We start from the raw sequence: 14,185 nt of genomic DNA, 5'->3' as shown, positions 1-14,185 counted from the left end.
GGCAGGGAGCGTCTGACTGATTGGACTGACGCATTTTTTAGCACCGTTCTGCAGGGCTGGCCACCGCAGGACCCAGCGTTCGCCTGCGCAGCAATCGGTCTGGTACCGCGACGAAATGGTCGCCGCTGCGGTTCGGGCCTCATGGTTCGAGACGGCGCGCGGTTCTTTGTTCGTTGCTTCCAGGTGCCGACGGGCGCGCGCCTCCTCACCATGAGGATGAAGCGGTGACGGTGGCGCGGCACAGCGGACCATGAACATGACAGATCCATCCCCTCATCCTGAGGAGCTTGGCGAAGCCAAGCGCCTCGAAGGACGAGGCCGTGACGGCTGCGCACGACACAACCAGCCACCAAACAAAAAGGCGCCCCGCGAGGGGCGCCTTCGTGATCCGCCGATCTTTGCCGGGCCCTAGCCCGAGTAGTACATGTCGAACTCGACCGGGTGCGGGGTCATTTCGAAGCGTTCGACCTCGGTCATCTTCAGCGCGATGTAGCTGTCGATGAAGTCGTCGTCGAACACGCCGCCGGCCTTCAGGAAGGCGCGGTCCTTGTCGAGGTTCTCGAGCGCCTCGCGGAGCGAGCCGCAGACGGTCGGGATCTGCTTCAGCTCTTCCTTCGGCAGGTCGTAGAGATCCTTGTCCATCGCCGGGCCCGGATCGAGCTTGTTCTTCACGCCGTCGAGGCCGGCCATCAGCATCGCGGCGAAGCCGAGATAGGGGTTGGCGAGCGGATCGGGGAAGCGGACCTCGACGCGCTTGGCCTTCGGCGAAGAGGTGTAGGGGATGCGGCACGAGGCCGAGCGGTTGCGCGCGGAGTAGGCGAGCAGCACCGGCGCCTCATAGCCCGGGACCAGACGCTTGTAGGAGTTGGTCGACGGGTTGGTGAAGGCGTTGATGGCCTTGGCGTGCTTGATGATGCCGGCGATGTAGGACAGGCAGGTCTCCGACAGGTCGGAGTACTTGTTGCCCGCGAACACCGGCTTGCCGTCCTTCCAGATCGACTGGTGGACGTGCATGCCCGAGCCGTTGTCGCCATAGACCGGCTTCGGCATGAAGGTGGCGGTCTTGCCGTAGATGTGCGCGACCTGATGGATGCAGTACTTGTAGATCTGCATCTGGTCGGCCATCAGCGTCAGCGTGTCGAACTTCATGCCGAGCTCGTGCTGGGCAGAGGCGACCTCGTGGTGGTGCTTCTCGACCTTGACGCCCATGCGGGCCATCGCGCCGAGCATCTCCGAGCGCATGTCCTGCACCGAGTCCTGCGGCGGCACCGGGAAGTAGCCGGCCTTGGTGCGGATGCGGTGGCCGAGATTGCCGCCCTCATACTCGGTGTCGGAGTTGGTCGGCAGCTCCGAGGAGTCCAGGCGGAAGCCGGTGTTGTAGGGCGAGGAGCTGTAGCGCACGTCGTCGAACACGAAGAACTCGGCTTCGGGGCCGACGAACACGGTGTCACCCACGCCCATCGACTTCACCATGGCCTCGGCCTTCTTGGCGATGCCGCGGGGGTCACGGTTGTACGGCTCGCCGGTGGTCGGCTCGAGCACGTCGCAGGTGATGATCATGGTGGTTTCGGCGAAGAACGGATCGATCGTCGCGGTGACCGGGTCGGGCATCAGGCACATGTCGGATTCGTTGATCGCCTTCCAGCCGGCGATCGAGGAGCCGTCGAACATGGTACCTTCGGCGAAAATGTCTTCGTCGATCATGCTGACGTCGAAGGTGACGTGCTGCCACTTGCCCCGCGGATCGGTGAAGCGGAGGTCGACGTATTTGACGTCGTTGTCTTTAATTGCCTTCAAGACGTCCTTGGCGGTCTTCATGAATACCCCTCTTGGCTGAAACGTCACGGCCCGGCGCGGGACGGCGTCCGCGGGTCATGCTCCATTAGCCTCGCCGGGGGACCAAGACAATATCGGAAAACGCCAAAAAGGCCGCATGCAGATGCCTCTTAGAGGACATCTGAGCTGCCTGAACGCTGCTGGCGCAGCAGATCTTCTCGGCGGAGAGCCTGGAGCGACATCGCCGTTCCAAACCGTCCGTTTGGGGCGTCCAGCCCTGGGTTAAATCGCGTCCAGTCCGGATTCGCCGGTCCTGATGCGGATGGCTTCCTCGATGTTGGACACGAAAATCTTGCCGTCGCCGATGCGGCCGGTCTGGGCGGCGCGGCGGATCGCCTCGATCGCGCGCTCGACCAGCTCGTCGCCGATCACGATCTCGATCTTCACCTTCGGCAGGAAGTCGACGATGTATTCAGCACCCCGGTAGAGCTCCGCGTGGCCCTTCTGCCGGCCGAAGCCCTTGGCCTCGGTGACGGTGATGCCCTGCAGTCCCACCTCCTGAAGCGCCTCCTTCACCTCGTCGAGCTTGAACGGCTTGATGATGGCTTCGATCTTCTTCACTGAGCGCCTCCCGGGCATTCCGCATTAAGAAACAGTAGGGTCATCGTCAGGCTGCGCCACCGCGCAGGTCGTTCGATCACTTCGTTACCGGGCCTGACACTCTCCGGCGGAGGCCCGGTGATTGACAGCCCGTCTTGCCCCGTGCCGAAGTGGCTCCACAAAAGCAGGGTCTATGCCAATTCATTAACGAGGCCAAATCGAGCGGATATTCCGGTCTTTCGCATCGGCCCGACGATTCCCCGTGGCAGCGTCCAGAATACCGAAGCTCGCGAATTAGGCAAACAGGCCAGAAGTTGTGCAGGTGCCGGTGCGGCGTTCGCACGTCGGCGAAAATGCCCAGGGAAAAGGCGGGATGAGCGGCGGTGCGCCCGCGCAGAGGAGAGGCAACAGGCCTCGGCTCTTGGAACTTGCTGCCGGGCACGGCAATAGGGATGCGGGATTCGGTGGGGTGGACCGGCTTGGGGCGAGCCGGTGCGCCACGATCGATGTCGAGCAGCCGGCACGCGGCGGCTGCAGGGGATATAAGAGCGCAATGGAAGTCTTGACCACGAGCGAAATGGAGCGCGCCGACCGGCTGACGATCGCAGCCGGCACGCCCGGATTCTCGCTGATGCTGAGCGCCGGCCAAGCCGTCGCCGCGGCCGCCATGGACCTCGTCGAGGAGGGGCCGATCCTGGTCGTATGCGGTCCCGGCAATAATGGCGGCGACGGCTTCGTGGCGGCCGCCGAGCTGGCCGCCCAGGGCCGCGACGTCTCCGTCATCCTGATGTGCGAGCGCGATGCGCTGCAGGGCGATGCGGCCTCTGCCGCCAAGGGCTGGAAGTTTCCGGTGCTGCCGTTCACGCCGCAGGCGATCGGCAAGCCCGCGCTGATCATCGATGCGCTGTTCGGCGCCGGGCTCAGCCGCCCGGTCACCGGCGAGCCGCACGATGTCATCGCGGCGATCAATGCCAATGGCGCGCCGGTGCTCGCGGTCGATCTGCCGAGCGGCATCAACGGGACGACCAGCGCGGTCATGGGCATCGCCGTGAGGGCGACCGAGACCGTGACCTTCTTCCGCAAGAAACCGGCGCATCTCTTGCTGCCGGGGCGCCAGCATTGCGGCCGCGTCCGGCTCGCCGACATCGGCATCGATCCGCAGGTGCTCGACGAGATCAAGCCGCAGGCGTTCGAGAACGAGCCGGAGCTCTGGCAGGGCCGCTTTCCAGTCCCGCGCATCGACGGCCACAAATACGCGCGCGGGCATGTGCTCGCGGTGTCCGGCGATGTCACCGCGACCGGCGCGTCGCGGATGGCCGCGCGGGCGGCCTTGCGGGCCGGCGCCGGCCTCGTCACGCTGGCCTCGCCGCGCGATGCGCTGGCGGTCAACGCGTCGGCGCTGACGGCGGTGATGGTGCGCGCCGCCGACACCGCGATCGAGTTCGGCGAACTGCTCGGCGACAAGCGCTTCAACACCTGCATCATCGGGCCGGGTACGGGTGTCAGCGAGCGGACGCGCGATCTCGTCTTCACCGGGCTCACCGCGCAGCGTCATCTGGTGCTGGATGCGGATGCGCTGACGAGCTTTGCCGATGCGCCGGAGCGGCTGTTCGAGCAGCTCAGGGCGGTGGCCGACGCGCAGATCGTGCTGACGCCGCATGAGGGCGAATTCCCGCGCCTGTTCTCGGATCTCAGCAACAAGAATCCCGGTCGTTCCAAGCTCGAGCGGGTGCGCGCCGCGGCCGCGCGCTGCGGCGCCGTCGTGCTGTTGAAGGGCGCCGACACCACCGTCGCATCTCCGGACGGCCGCGCCGCCATCGCCGCCAACGCGCCGCCCTGGCTCGCCACCGCCGGTGCCGGCGACGTGCTCGCCGGGATCATCGCAGGGCTCCTGGCGCAGGGCGTGCCCGCGTTCGAGGCCGCCTGCATCGGCGTCTGGATGCATGGCGAGGCGGGCGCGGAGGCGGGGCCGGGACTGATCGCGGAGGACCTGACGGAGACGCTGCCGGCGGTGTTCCGAAGGCTGTATGACCAGTTTGAGATCGAATACTGAGGATCGCCCGGTCAAGCCGGGCGATGACAGTTGTGCTTGTGGTGGCGTCAGCGCGCCTCGCTCACGTCACCTGATACTTCGCCACTGCGCTCTCGTTCCACGCGAGGCCGAGGCCCGGACCTTTCGCGGTGACCTTGCCGTCGATCACCTGCAGCGGATGGGTGAGGATGGCGCCGGCAAAATCCAGCACCTCGAGCCAATGCGCCGTCGGCGTCACTGCCAGCACGTGCGCGCTGGCTTCGGGCAGGATGTGGCTCGACATCGGGATCGATGCGGCGTCGGCTTGGCCTGCGACATTGAGCCAGCCGGTGATGCCGCCGACCTTCATCAGATCCGGCATGATGAAGTCTGACGCCCCGGCCGCGATCGCCTCGGCAAAGCCGCGCGGAAACCACCAGTTCTCGCCGGCCTGGATCGGGATCTCAGAGCGCTCGCGCACCGCAGCGTGGCCCGAGAGATTCTCCTGCGGCACCGGCTCCTCGATCCAGGTCAGGTCGTAATCGGCAAGAACAGCGATTCTGCGCGTGGCCTCAGCGGGATCGAGCGACTGGTTGAAGTCGAGCATCAGCGCGATGTCAGGGCCGAGCAGGCCGCGCAGGCCCTTGATCATCGCTGCGTCGGTCGCGAGGTCGCCATGGCCGCCCTTGGTCTTGATGGCGCGGAAGCCGTGCTCGTCGCGGGCGGCGTGCAGGGTGCGCTCGTCTGCCTTGGCATCGAGCACGCCGTAGCTGTCATAGGCGGGAATGGGACGGGCGCTGCCGCCGAGCAACTCGACCACGGGCTTGCCCGCGAGCTGGCCGAGCGCGTCCCAGAACGCCATGTCGAGACCCGAGACGGCCATGCCCACCAGGCCCTGCCAGCCGAGCAGGCGGAATTTGGCGTCCATGACCTTCATCAGATCGACCGGCGCCAGCGCCTTGCCGGTGAGCTCGCGGCCGATGTCCTCGACCAGATGCACGAGCGGTTTCAAGGCGAGCCGGGTGTAAGCGAAGAGATAGGAATGGCCGGTAACCCCCTGATCGGTCGCGACGTCGATCAGCACCAGCGGCCCGGCGTCGATGATGCCGAAGGCGTTGCGCAGCGGGCGCTTCATCGGGGTGACGACGGCGCGCGCGGTGACGCCGGTGATGGCGGCTGTGGTCATGGGGAGTTCTACCTGGTTCGTTTCCTCACCCGATCTCATACCACCGCAACAGCCGCGGCGCCGCCCAGTCCGTGGCCATGCGCTCGATCAGGAAGCGACCAGCGGTCTCGGCCAGGAAGGCGATGCGCTGGGTCTGGCCGGCCTCCAGTGCGAGCGTGTCGAGCCAATACGGCTTCCAGCCGTCATCGAGCCGGTCGAGCAGTCGGAACGGCTGGCCCTGGAGGTGGACCACCGTCGTACCTGCGGCCTTGTTGGCCAGCGCCAGCACCACGACGCGGCGGGACTTGGCCTGGAAGGCGGGGGCGCTGCCGGGCTTGAACTGGGTGGGCAGACGCCAGTCGGCGCCGTCGAGCGCGAGCTCGGCGCGGATGGCCGAGCGCAGGTCGAGCTTGTCCGGTAAGCCATTCGCGGGCAGGGGCGACGGCGGCGGAAGCGCCGCGGCGCGCTGCGGCGGCTCGCTCGACAGCGCGAGGCGGGCGAGGGGGCGTGCCGCCGTGCCGTCATGCAGCAGCACCGGCAGTGGCGCTTTCGCCGCGGGCATGTCGATGACCACGTCGGTACGGCCGCCCGGCGGCAGCACGACGGCGCCGTTGCGGGCCAGGAACGGCTCTGCCGGCTGGCCGTCGATCGCCATCACCCTGACGGTGTCGATCTCGGCGATTTTGATCGCGATCACAGCGCGCTGGCAGCCATTGATGAAGCGCAGCCTGACCCGCGCGTTTGCGCGCAACGCGATCTCGGGCTGGACCTGACCATTCACGGTGTAGAGCAGCTCGGAGTCCTTCGGGTCCGTGCCGGGCGCGATCGCCGTGCCGTCCGGTTTCAGTCGGAAGTCCTCGACCAGGAAAACCTCGTCGCGGTCAAACGTTACCGTGGAGACCTCATCGACGATCACAGGCAATGGCCGGATCGGTGCGGCCGCACCATCGGCGAGCAGCCGCAGGTCGAGCAATCCGGTTCCCGTCCGCGGCACCGTCGCCGCGATGCTGGTACGGTCGCCCACCGCGAGCGGCTGTTGGACGAGCAACGCTGGGGGCAAAGCGAGGCCGCGCCCGGAGAGGGTCGCCGGTATCGAGAGACCATTGGTGAGGGAGAGGTCGAGCGCGGCGCCGCGCGCCAGCCGGAGCACCGGGGAGCCTCCCGCAAGCTGCCATACCCGTGCCGGGAGTCGACCCTCGGACAAGACCAGAGATTCGGCCCGGGCCTCCAAGGTCACGGACGTGCGTTCGGCGGCGCCGGCGAAACACGGAATTGCCGTCGCACAGGCTGCGGCAAAGCCGCCGAGCACGGCGCGGCGGTTGACCCCGTCCACAGGCTGCGTCATGCGACAAAACATTGTGCGTTGAGGGGGATGCGGATCATCTCGTTTTCCCTTATCTGTGCCGCGAGCTTGGCCGATCGGCCGGCCGCGGGCGCTCTTTGGGGCCCATTTTTTTGCTGCGGACGGTTTCACGCGTGGTATAAGCCGCGCCGCCCGCGGCATCGCGGCCGGGCTATCGATGCAGTTCACGCGGGCGTGGCGGAACTGGTAGACGCGCTGGATTTAGGTTCCAGTGACGAAAGTTGTGGGGGTTCGAGTCCCTCCGCCCGCACCAAGCGCTTCCTCAGGCGTTTGCCGAAAGTTTCACGGCGCAGCCGCGCTCCTGATCTCGGGAGAGCGGCGGCACCGATCCCACCGGCGCAAGGCTCGTTGGCCGCGCGTCGTCCACAATTGAATCAGGTGTGTCCGGATCGCAAGGGTCCGGACCGTAGCGGAAGAAGATTGACGCCATGCAGGTCACAGAAACCTTGTCGGAAGGCTTGAAGCACGAGTTCCAGATCAGCGTTCCCGCTGCCGATCTCGACGCCAAGGCGGATGCGAAGCTGGTCGATCTCAAGGACAAGGTCCGCATCAACGGCTTCCGTCCGGGCAAGGTGCCGGTGGCGCATCTGAAGAAGATCTACGGCAAGTCGGTCATGGCCGAGACCATCGACCAGACCATCCGCGACACCAACACGCAGATCTTCACGGAGCGCGGCTTCCGGCTCGCCACCGAGCCGAAGGTGACGATGCCGACCGAAGAGGCCGAGGTCGAGAAGATCCTCGCCGGCCAGACCGACCTGACCTACACCGTGGCGATCGAAGTGGTGCCGGCGATCGCGCTCGCCGACTTCAAGACCTTTTCGGTCGAGAAGCCGGTCGCCGACATCACCGACGCCGACGTCGACGAGGCGATCAAGCGGCTGGCCGATGCGAACCGCAGCTATGCCGCCAAGGCTGAGGGCGCGAAGGCCGAGAGCGGCGACCGCGTGAAGGTCAACTTCAAGGGCACGATCGACGGCGTCGCCTTCGACGGCGGCACCGGCGAGGGCATCGATGTCGTGATCGGCTCGAACACCTTCATCCCGGGCTTCGAGGACCAGCTTGTCGGCATCGCTGTCGGTGAGACCCGCACCTTGAAGGTCTCGTTCCCGACCAACTATCTGAACAACGAGCTGGCCGGAAAGGCGGCGGAGTTCGAGACCACCGCGACCGCGATCGAAGCGCCGGAGGACAAGGTCGTCGACGACGAGTTCGCCAAGACGCTCGGCCTCGAATCGCTCGACAAGCTGAAGGAGCTGATGCGCGACCGGCTCGCCGGCGAGTTCAGCCAGGCGACCCGCCAGCGCGTCAAGCGCGCGCTGCTCGACCGCCTCGATGAGACCCACAAGTTCGATGCTCCGCCGTCGCTGATCGACGAGGAGTTCAACCTGATGTGGAACTCGGTGCAGGCCGAAATGAAGTCGAGCGGCAAGACCTTCGCCGACGAGAACACCACCGAGGACAAGGCGAAGGAAGAGTACCGCACCATCGCCGACCGCCGCGTCCGCCTCGGCCTCGTGCTGTCGGAGATCGGCGAGAAGAACAAGATCACCGTGACCGACGACGAGGTCAGCCGCGCCGTGATCGAGCGGGCCCGCTCGATGCCTGGCCGCGAGAAGGAGGTCTGGGACTTCTATCGCAGCAACCCGCAGGCGCTCGCGCAGCTGCGCGCGCCGATCTACGAGGACAAGGTCGTCGACTTCATCCTCGAGCTCGCCAACGTCACCGAGAAGAAGGTCTCGAAGGACGAGCTGTTCAAGGACGACGAGAACGACAAGGCGGCCTGATCAGGCCACCTCTGGTCGGGTTTGCGACATCAGCGCATGATTAAGGTTGACCGGCGAAAGCGCCGGTCAGCCCGGTTCCGGCGCTGGCCGCCGCTGCGGGAATCAGCTTGAACAGGGCAACGACCTCGCTTGCGGTTGGCCGGTTACCGGTCTTGTCACCGGGAAATTGGTCCATATCTTTGGGCTCGGTCTTGAAGTTCTGCATCACGGGGCCATCGTCCGTCGCTGCTCGCTGAACGAGCCTCACCTGCGGCGGCCGGTCGTCTTCAACTGCTGGTCCAACCCTTGGGTGATTCATGCGCGATCCCGTCGAAACCTATATGAACCTTGTGCCCATGGTGGTCGAACAGACCAACCGCGGTGAGCGCGCCTACGACATCTTCTCGCGCCTCCTGAAGGAGCGCATCATCTTCGTGACCGGTCCGGTCGAGGACGGCATGGCGACCCTGATCGTCGCACAGCTTCTCTTCCTTGAGGCCGAGAACCCGAAGAAGGAGATCGCGATGTACATCAACTCGCCGGGCGGCGTGGTGACGTCGGGTCTCGCGATCTACGACACGATGCAGTTCATCCGTCCGGCAGTGTCCACGCTGTGCACGGGCCAGGCGGCGTCGATGGGCTCGCTGCTGCTCTGCGCCGGTCACAAGGACATGCGCTTCTCGCTGCCGAACTCGCGCATCATGGTGCATCAGCCGTCTGGTGGCTTCCAGGGCCAGGCGACCGACATCATGCTGCACGCCCAGGAGATCCTGAGCCTCAAGAAGCGGCTCAACGAGATCTACGTGAAGCACACCGGCCAGCCCTACAAGGCGATCGAGGATGCGCTGGAACGCGACAAATTCCTCACGGCGGAAGCCGCCCAGGAGTTCGGGCTCATCGACAAGGTGCTCGACAAGCGGCCGGAAGATCCGGCGGCGATGGGCAAGTGAGCCGTAACTGAGTAAGGCGAGGTCCGGTGGACGGGCTTCGATGCATCACGGCAATCGCCTTTGCCGGCTCCGGCCGGCAGAGGTACTAAGGTGGGGTCCCAAAAGGGTCGCAACCCTGCCGTGCAACCGGCAAACAGGCGTGGCAAACACGCAACGTTCAGCCGATTTCGCGTGTTCTTACCGTGTCAAGCCCCAAAATCACGGTAATGTCACGGTCTAGGGTCTGTGCTCCGATTAGCGAATTCTTGATAGTCGGATGACAGCATGATTGGCTAGACTGCCCAGTTATGGATCGTGGGGGATTCGCGTAAGTCGTGGGTGCACGGCGGGTCGAGAACAAGGTTTTAATTTTGGTACGAAATTTGCTCTTTCACCAATTCGGTCCGGCCCGCGCCGGGTCGGAGCGAACGAGCGGACAAGAGCGAACCGCGGACGGAGACAGGAATGAGTAAGGTCGGCACGGGCGACGCCAAGAATACGCTTTATTGCTCGTTCTGCGGCAAGAGCCAGCACGAAGTCCGCAAACTGATCGCAGGTCCAACCGTCTTCATCTGCGACGAGTGTGTCGAACTCTGCATGGACATCATCCGCGAGGAGAACAAGTCCTCGCTGGTCAAGTCGCGTGACGGCATTCCGACCCCGAAGGAGATCTGCAAGGTTCTCGACGATTACGTCATCGGTCAGAACCATGCGAAGAAGGTGCTGTCGGTCGCCGTTCACAACCACTACAAGCGTCTCAACCACCAGACCAAGCACTCGGACGTCGAGCTCGCGAAGTCGAACATCCTGCTGATCGGTCCGACCGGTTCGGGCAAGACGCTGCTCGCGCAGACGCTCGCCCGCATCCTCGACGTGCCGTTCACGATGGCCGACGCGACGACCCTGACCGAGGCCGGCTATGTCGGTGAGGACGTCGAGAACATCATCCTGAAGCTGCTGCAGGCGGCCGACTACAATGTCGAGCGTGCTCAGCGTGGCATTGTCTACATCGACGAAATCGACAAGATCAGTCGCAAGTCGGACAATCCCTCGATCACCCGCGACGTTTCGGGCGAGGGCGTCCAGCAGGCGCTGCTCAAGATCATGGAAGGCACCGTTGCATCGGTTCCGCCGCAGGGCGGCCGCAAGCATCCGCAGCAGGAGTTCCTGCAGGTCGACACCACCAACATCCTGTTCATCTGCGGTGGTGCGTTCTCCGGCCTCGAGAAGATCATCTCCTCTCGCGGCCGGTCGACCTCGATCGGCTTCGCGGCCCAGGTGCTGGCGCCGGAAGACCGCCGCACCGGCGAGATCTTCCGTCACGTCGAGCCTGAGGATCTCCTGAAGTACGGCCTGATCCCCGAGTTCGTCGGCCGTCTGCCGGTCGTGGCGACGCTCGAGGATCTCGACGAGAACTCGCTGAAGAAGATCCTGACCGAGCCGAAGAACGCGCTGGTGAAGCAGTATCAGCGTCTGTTCGAGATGGAGAACATCGAGCTCACCTTCGCCGATGAGGCGCTTGGCGCCGTGTCGCGCAAGGCGATCGAGCGCAAGACCGGCGCACGCGGTCTGCGGTCGATCCTCGAGAGCATCCTGCTCGAGACGATGTTCGACCTGCCGGGTCTCGAAGGCGTCGAGGAAGTGGTCATCTCGCGCGAGGTGGTCGAAGGGACGGCCCGTCCGCTCTACATCTATGCCGATCGTTCCGATCGCGCCGTGGAAAGCAGCGCCAGCGCGTGATGCGCGCTGGCACGATCGATAGACGACCTCGATTTATCAGTTCAGCGATCGCTGCGGACGCCCAGTCCGCGGCGTCGCAGCGTTTCAGAGTCCCGCTGCGTAAAGCCGTTTTTGGCGGGCGTTTACCGATACTTGACACCCCCCGGGTCGATAGCCACCTAATGTCGCGTGGCGATACAAATCTCAATCCCGGGATTCGCCTCACAGACGATCCGAAACGAGCGGGCAATATCGACGCGCCAGCCACGTCAGGATCAGATCGCACCTTGTGGCGGTTGCGCACGATGGCGGACTGCGTGCAAGGGGGCTAAACAAAAGGAACAGGCCATGACGACCCCCAAACCCCGGCCGACCATCGTTTACGGCGAGAGCCACGCATATCCGGTGCTGCCGCTCCGCGACATCGTCGTCTTCCCGCACAACATCGTTCCGCTGTTCGTCGGCCGCGAGAAATCCATTCGCGCCCTCGAAGAGGTCATGAAGAACGACGCGCTCGTGATGCTGGCGACGCAGAAGAACGCGTCCGACGATGATCCAGCTCCGGATGCGATCTACGAGACCGGGACGCTCGCCAGCGTGCTGCAACTCCTGAAGCTGCCCGACGGCACCGTGAAGGTGCTGGTCGAAGGCCTGGAGCGCGCGCGCGTCGAGAAGTACACCGATCGCGCCGACTACTACGAAGCCACCGCCGTTGCGCTCGAGGACACCGATGCGAAGTCGGTCGAGGCCGAAGCGCTCGGCCGCTCCGTCGTGTCGGATTTCGAAAGCTATGTGAAGCTGAACAAGAAGATCTCGGCTGAGGTCGTCGGCGTCGTTCAGTCGATCACGGATTTCGGCAAGCTAGCCGACACCGTCGCTTCGCATCTCGCCGTCAAGATCGCCGATCGCCAGGGCATCCTGGAGACGCTGTCCGTCACCACGCGCCTGGAGAAGGTGCTGGGCCTGATGGAGAGCGAGATTTCGGTGCTGCAGGTCGAGAAGCGCATCCGCTCGCGCGTCAAGCGCCAGATGGAGAAGACCCAGCGCGAGTACTACCTGAATGAGCAGATGAAGGCCATTCAGAAGGAGCTGGGTGACGAGGACGGCCGCGACGAGCTCGCCGATCTGGAAGAGCGGATCAACAAGACCAAGCTCTCCAAGGAAGCGCGCGAGAAGGCCCAGCACGAGTTGAAGAAGCTGCGCCAGATGTCGCCGATGTCCGCGGAGGCGACCGTCGTGCGCAACTACCTGGATTGGCTGCTGTCGATTCCGTGGAACAAGAAGTCCAAGGTGAAGAAGGATCTGGAGGCCGCGCAGGCGGTTCTGGATGCGGATCACTATGGTCTGGAGAAGGTCAAGGACCGCATCGTCGAGTACCTGGCGGTGCAGTCGCGCGCCAACAAGCTGACCGGCCCGATCCTGTGCCTGGTCGGACCTCCCGGCGTCGGCAAGACCTCGCTCGGCAAGTCGATCGCGAAGGCCACGGGCCGCGAGTTCGTTCGCGTGTCGCTCGGCGGCGTGCGCGACGAGGCGGAGATCCGCGGTCATCGCCGGACCTATATCGGCTCGATGCCCGGCAAGATCATCCAGTCGATGCGCAAGGCCAAGACTTCGAATCCGCTGTTCCTGCTGGACGAGATCGACAAGATGGGCTCGGACTTCCGGGGTGACCCGTCGTCGGCGCTGCTGGAGGTCCTCGACCCCGAGCAGAACACGACGTTCAACGATCACTACCTGGAGGTCGATTACGACCTGTCGAACGTCATGTTCATCACGACCGCGAATACGCTCAATATTCCCGGGCCGCTGATGGACCGCATGGAGATCATCCGCATCGCGGGCTACACCGAGACCGAAAAGCTCGAGATTGCCCGCAAGCACCTGATCCCCAGCGCGATCTCCAAGCACGGCTTGGACTCGAAGGAGTGGTCGATCGACGACGACGCGCTGCTGCTCGTGATCCGGCGCTACACCCGCGAAGCGGGCGTGCGTAATTTGGAGCGTGAGATTTCCACACTGGCCCGCAAGGCCGTGAAGGAGCTCATGATGTCCAAGAAGAAGTCGGTGAAGATCACCGAGAAGACCGTCGAGGAATTCTTGGGTGTTCCGAAGTACCGCTTCGGCGAGATCGAGAGCGACGATCAGGTCGGCATCGTGACCGGTCTGGCGTGGACGGATGTCGGCGGCGAGCTGCTGACGATCGAAGGCGTCATGATGCCCGGCAAGGGCAAGATGACGGTGACGGGCAATCTGCGCGACGTCATGAAGGAGTCGATCTCGGCTGCGGCCTCGTTCGTCCGCTCCAGGGCGATCAACTACGGCATCGAGCCGCCGTTGTTCGACCGGCGCGACATCCACGTCCACGTGCCGGAGGGGGCAACCCCGAAGGACGGCCCCTCGGCCGGCGTGGCCATGGCGACGACCATTATCTCGGTGATGACCGGCATCCCGGTTCGTCACGACGTCGCGATGACCGGCGAGATCACTCTGCGTGGTCGCGTGCTGCCGATCGGCGGTCTGAAGGAGAAGCTGCTGGCGGCCGCTCGCGGCGGCATCAAGACGGTGCTGATCCCCGAGGACAACGCCAAGGATCTCACGGAGATTTCCGATGCGATCAAGGGCGGCATGGAGATCATCCCGGTTGCCCGTCTCGACGACGTCGTCGCCCGGGCCCTGGTCCGCAAGCCGGTGCCGATCGTCTGGGAAGAGGACACCAAGGTGCCCGTGAAGGCCGATGGCGACGAAGCCGCCGGCGGCCTGACCGCCCACTGAGGTCAGAACTGATCCAAAGGAAACGGCGCCCGAGAGGGCGCCGTTTTCGTTTGAGGGCTCGGTCTGGCTGCTGCCGGGGGCGTC

The 14,185-nt window shown here is 64.8% G+C and carries 10 protein-coding genes and 1 tRNA gene; 6 read left to right on the top strand and 5 right to left on the bottom strand.

Translation table 11 applies throughout. The annotated features are described in order from the left end of the window. Positions 1-408: 408 nt before the first annotated feature. Positions 409-1,818 carry a type I glutamate--ammonia ligase gene (gene glnA / locus BRAD285_RS18275; RefSeq protein ID WP_006611030.1) on the bottom strand — a complete coding sequence of 470 codons (1,410 nt, stop codon included), beginning with the start codon at positions 1,816-1,818 and terminating at the stop codon, positions 409-411. Between the two features lie 240 nt (positions 1,819-2,058). After that, entirely contained in the window at positions 2,059-2,397 is a 339-nt protein-coding gene (locus BRAD285_RS18270) for a P-II family nitrogen regulator (protein ID WP_006611029.1), read from the bottom strand. A 532-nt stretch (positions 2,398-2,929) separates the two neighbouring features. On the opposite strand from BRAD285_RS18270, the gene BRAD285_RS18265 reads away from it, so the two are divergent. Further along, on the top strand, positions 2,930-4,429 hold the full coding sequence (locus BRAD285_RS18265) for a bifunctional ADP-dependent NAD(P)H-hydrate dehydratase/NAD(P)H-hydrate epimerase (RefSeq protein WP_006611028.1): 1,500 nt from the start codon (positions 2,930-2,932) through the stop codon (positions 4,427-4,429). A gap of 61 nt (positions 4,430-4,490) precedes the next feature. Here BRAD285_RS18265 and BRAD285_RS18260 read toward each other — a convergent pair whose 3' ends face one another. Together BRAD285_RS18260 and BRAD285_RS18255 are read right to left on the bottom strand one after the other, a co-directional pair. After that, a complete protein-coding gene (locus BRAD285_RS18260) occupies positions 4,491-5,573 on the bottom strand; it encodes an enolase C-terminal domain-like protein (protein WP_006611027.1) in 1,083 nt (360 codons plus the stop codon). 25 nt (positions 5,574-5,598) lie between these two features. Continuing rightward, positions 5,599-6,909, bottom strand: coding sequence for a multicopper oxidase domain-containing protein (locus tag BRAD285_RS18255; protein ID WP_006611026.1), 1,311 nt, complete (start codon positions 6,907-6,909; stop codon positions 5,599-5,601). A gap of 174 nt (positions 6,910-7,083) precedes the next feature. Here BRAD285_RS18255 and BRAD285_RS18250 point away from each other — a divergent pair. Next, positions 7,084-7,168: transfer RNA gene (locus BRAD285_RS18250), tRNA-Leu, on the top strand. 175 nt (positions 7,169-7,343) lie between these two features. Further along, complete coding sequence (gene tig / locus BRAD285_RS18245) at positions 7,344-8,702, top strand: trigger factor (protein WP_006611025.1); 1,359 nt, start codon at positions 7,344-7,346, stop codon at positions 8,700-8,702. Between the two features lie 40 nt (positions 8,703-8,742). Here the strand turns inward: tig and BRAD285_RS35440 are convergent, their stop codons facing one another. After that, positions 8,743-8,907 (bottom strand): hypothetical protein, encoded by a 165-nt coding sequence (locus tag BRAD285_RS35440; protein WP_157681687.1) that lies wholly within the window; start codon positions 8,905-8,907, stop codon positions 8,743-8,745. 91 nt (positions 8,908-8,998) lie between these two features. Here BRAD285_RS35440 and BRAD285_RS18240 point away from each other — a divergent pair, with 91 nt between their 5' ends. From BRAD285_RS18240 to lon, 3 genes are all read left to right on the top strand, one after another. Next, the gene (locus BRAD285_RS18240) at positions 8,999-9,631 is read left to right on the top strand and encodes an ATP-dependent Clp protease proteolytic subunit (protein WP_006611023.1); all 633 of its coding nucleotides are present in this window, start codon (positions 8,999-9,001) and stop codon (positions 9,629-9,631) included. A gap of 444 nt (positions 9,632-10,075) precedes the next feature. Then, complete coding sequence (clpX, locus tag BRAD285_RS18235) at positions 10,076-11,350, top strand: ATP-dependent Clp protease ATP-binding subunit ClpX (RefSeq protein WP_006611022.1); 1,275 nt, start codon at positions 10,076-10,078, stop codon at positions 11,348-11,350. Positions 11,351-11,677: 327 nt separating this feature from the next. Beyond that, positions 11,678-14,101 (top strand): endopeptidase La, encoded by a 2,424-nt coding sequence (gene lon, locus BRAD285_RS18230; protein ID WP_006611021.1) that lies wholly within the window; start codon positions 11,678-11,680, stop codon positions 14,099-14,101. Positions 14,102-14,185 lie beyond the last annotated feature (84 nt).

The organism is Bradyrhizobium sp. ORS 285, from assembly GCF_900176205.1.
Taxonomy (GTDB): Bacteria; Pseudomonadota; Alphaproteobacteria; order Rhizobiales; family Xanthobacteraceae; genus Bradyrhizobium.
Note: the sequence above shows the minus strand (reverse complement) of the source record. Positions and strands in the feature narration are given on the sequence as shown.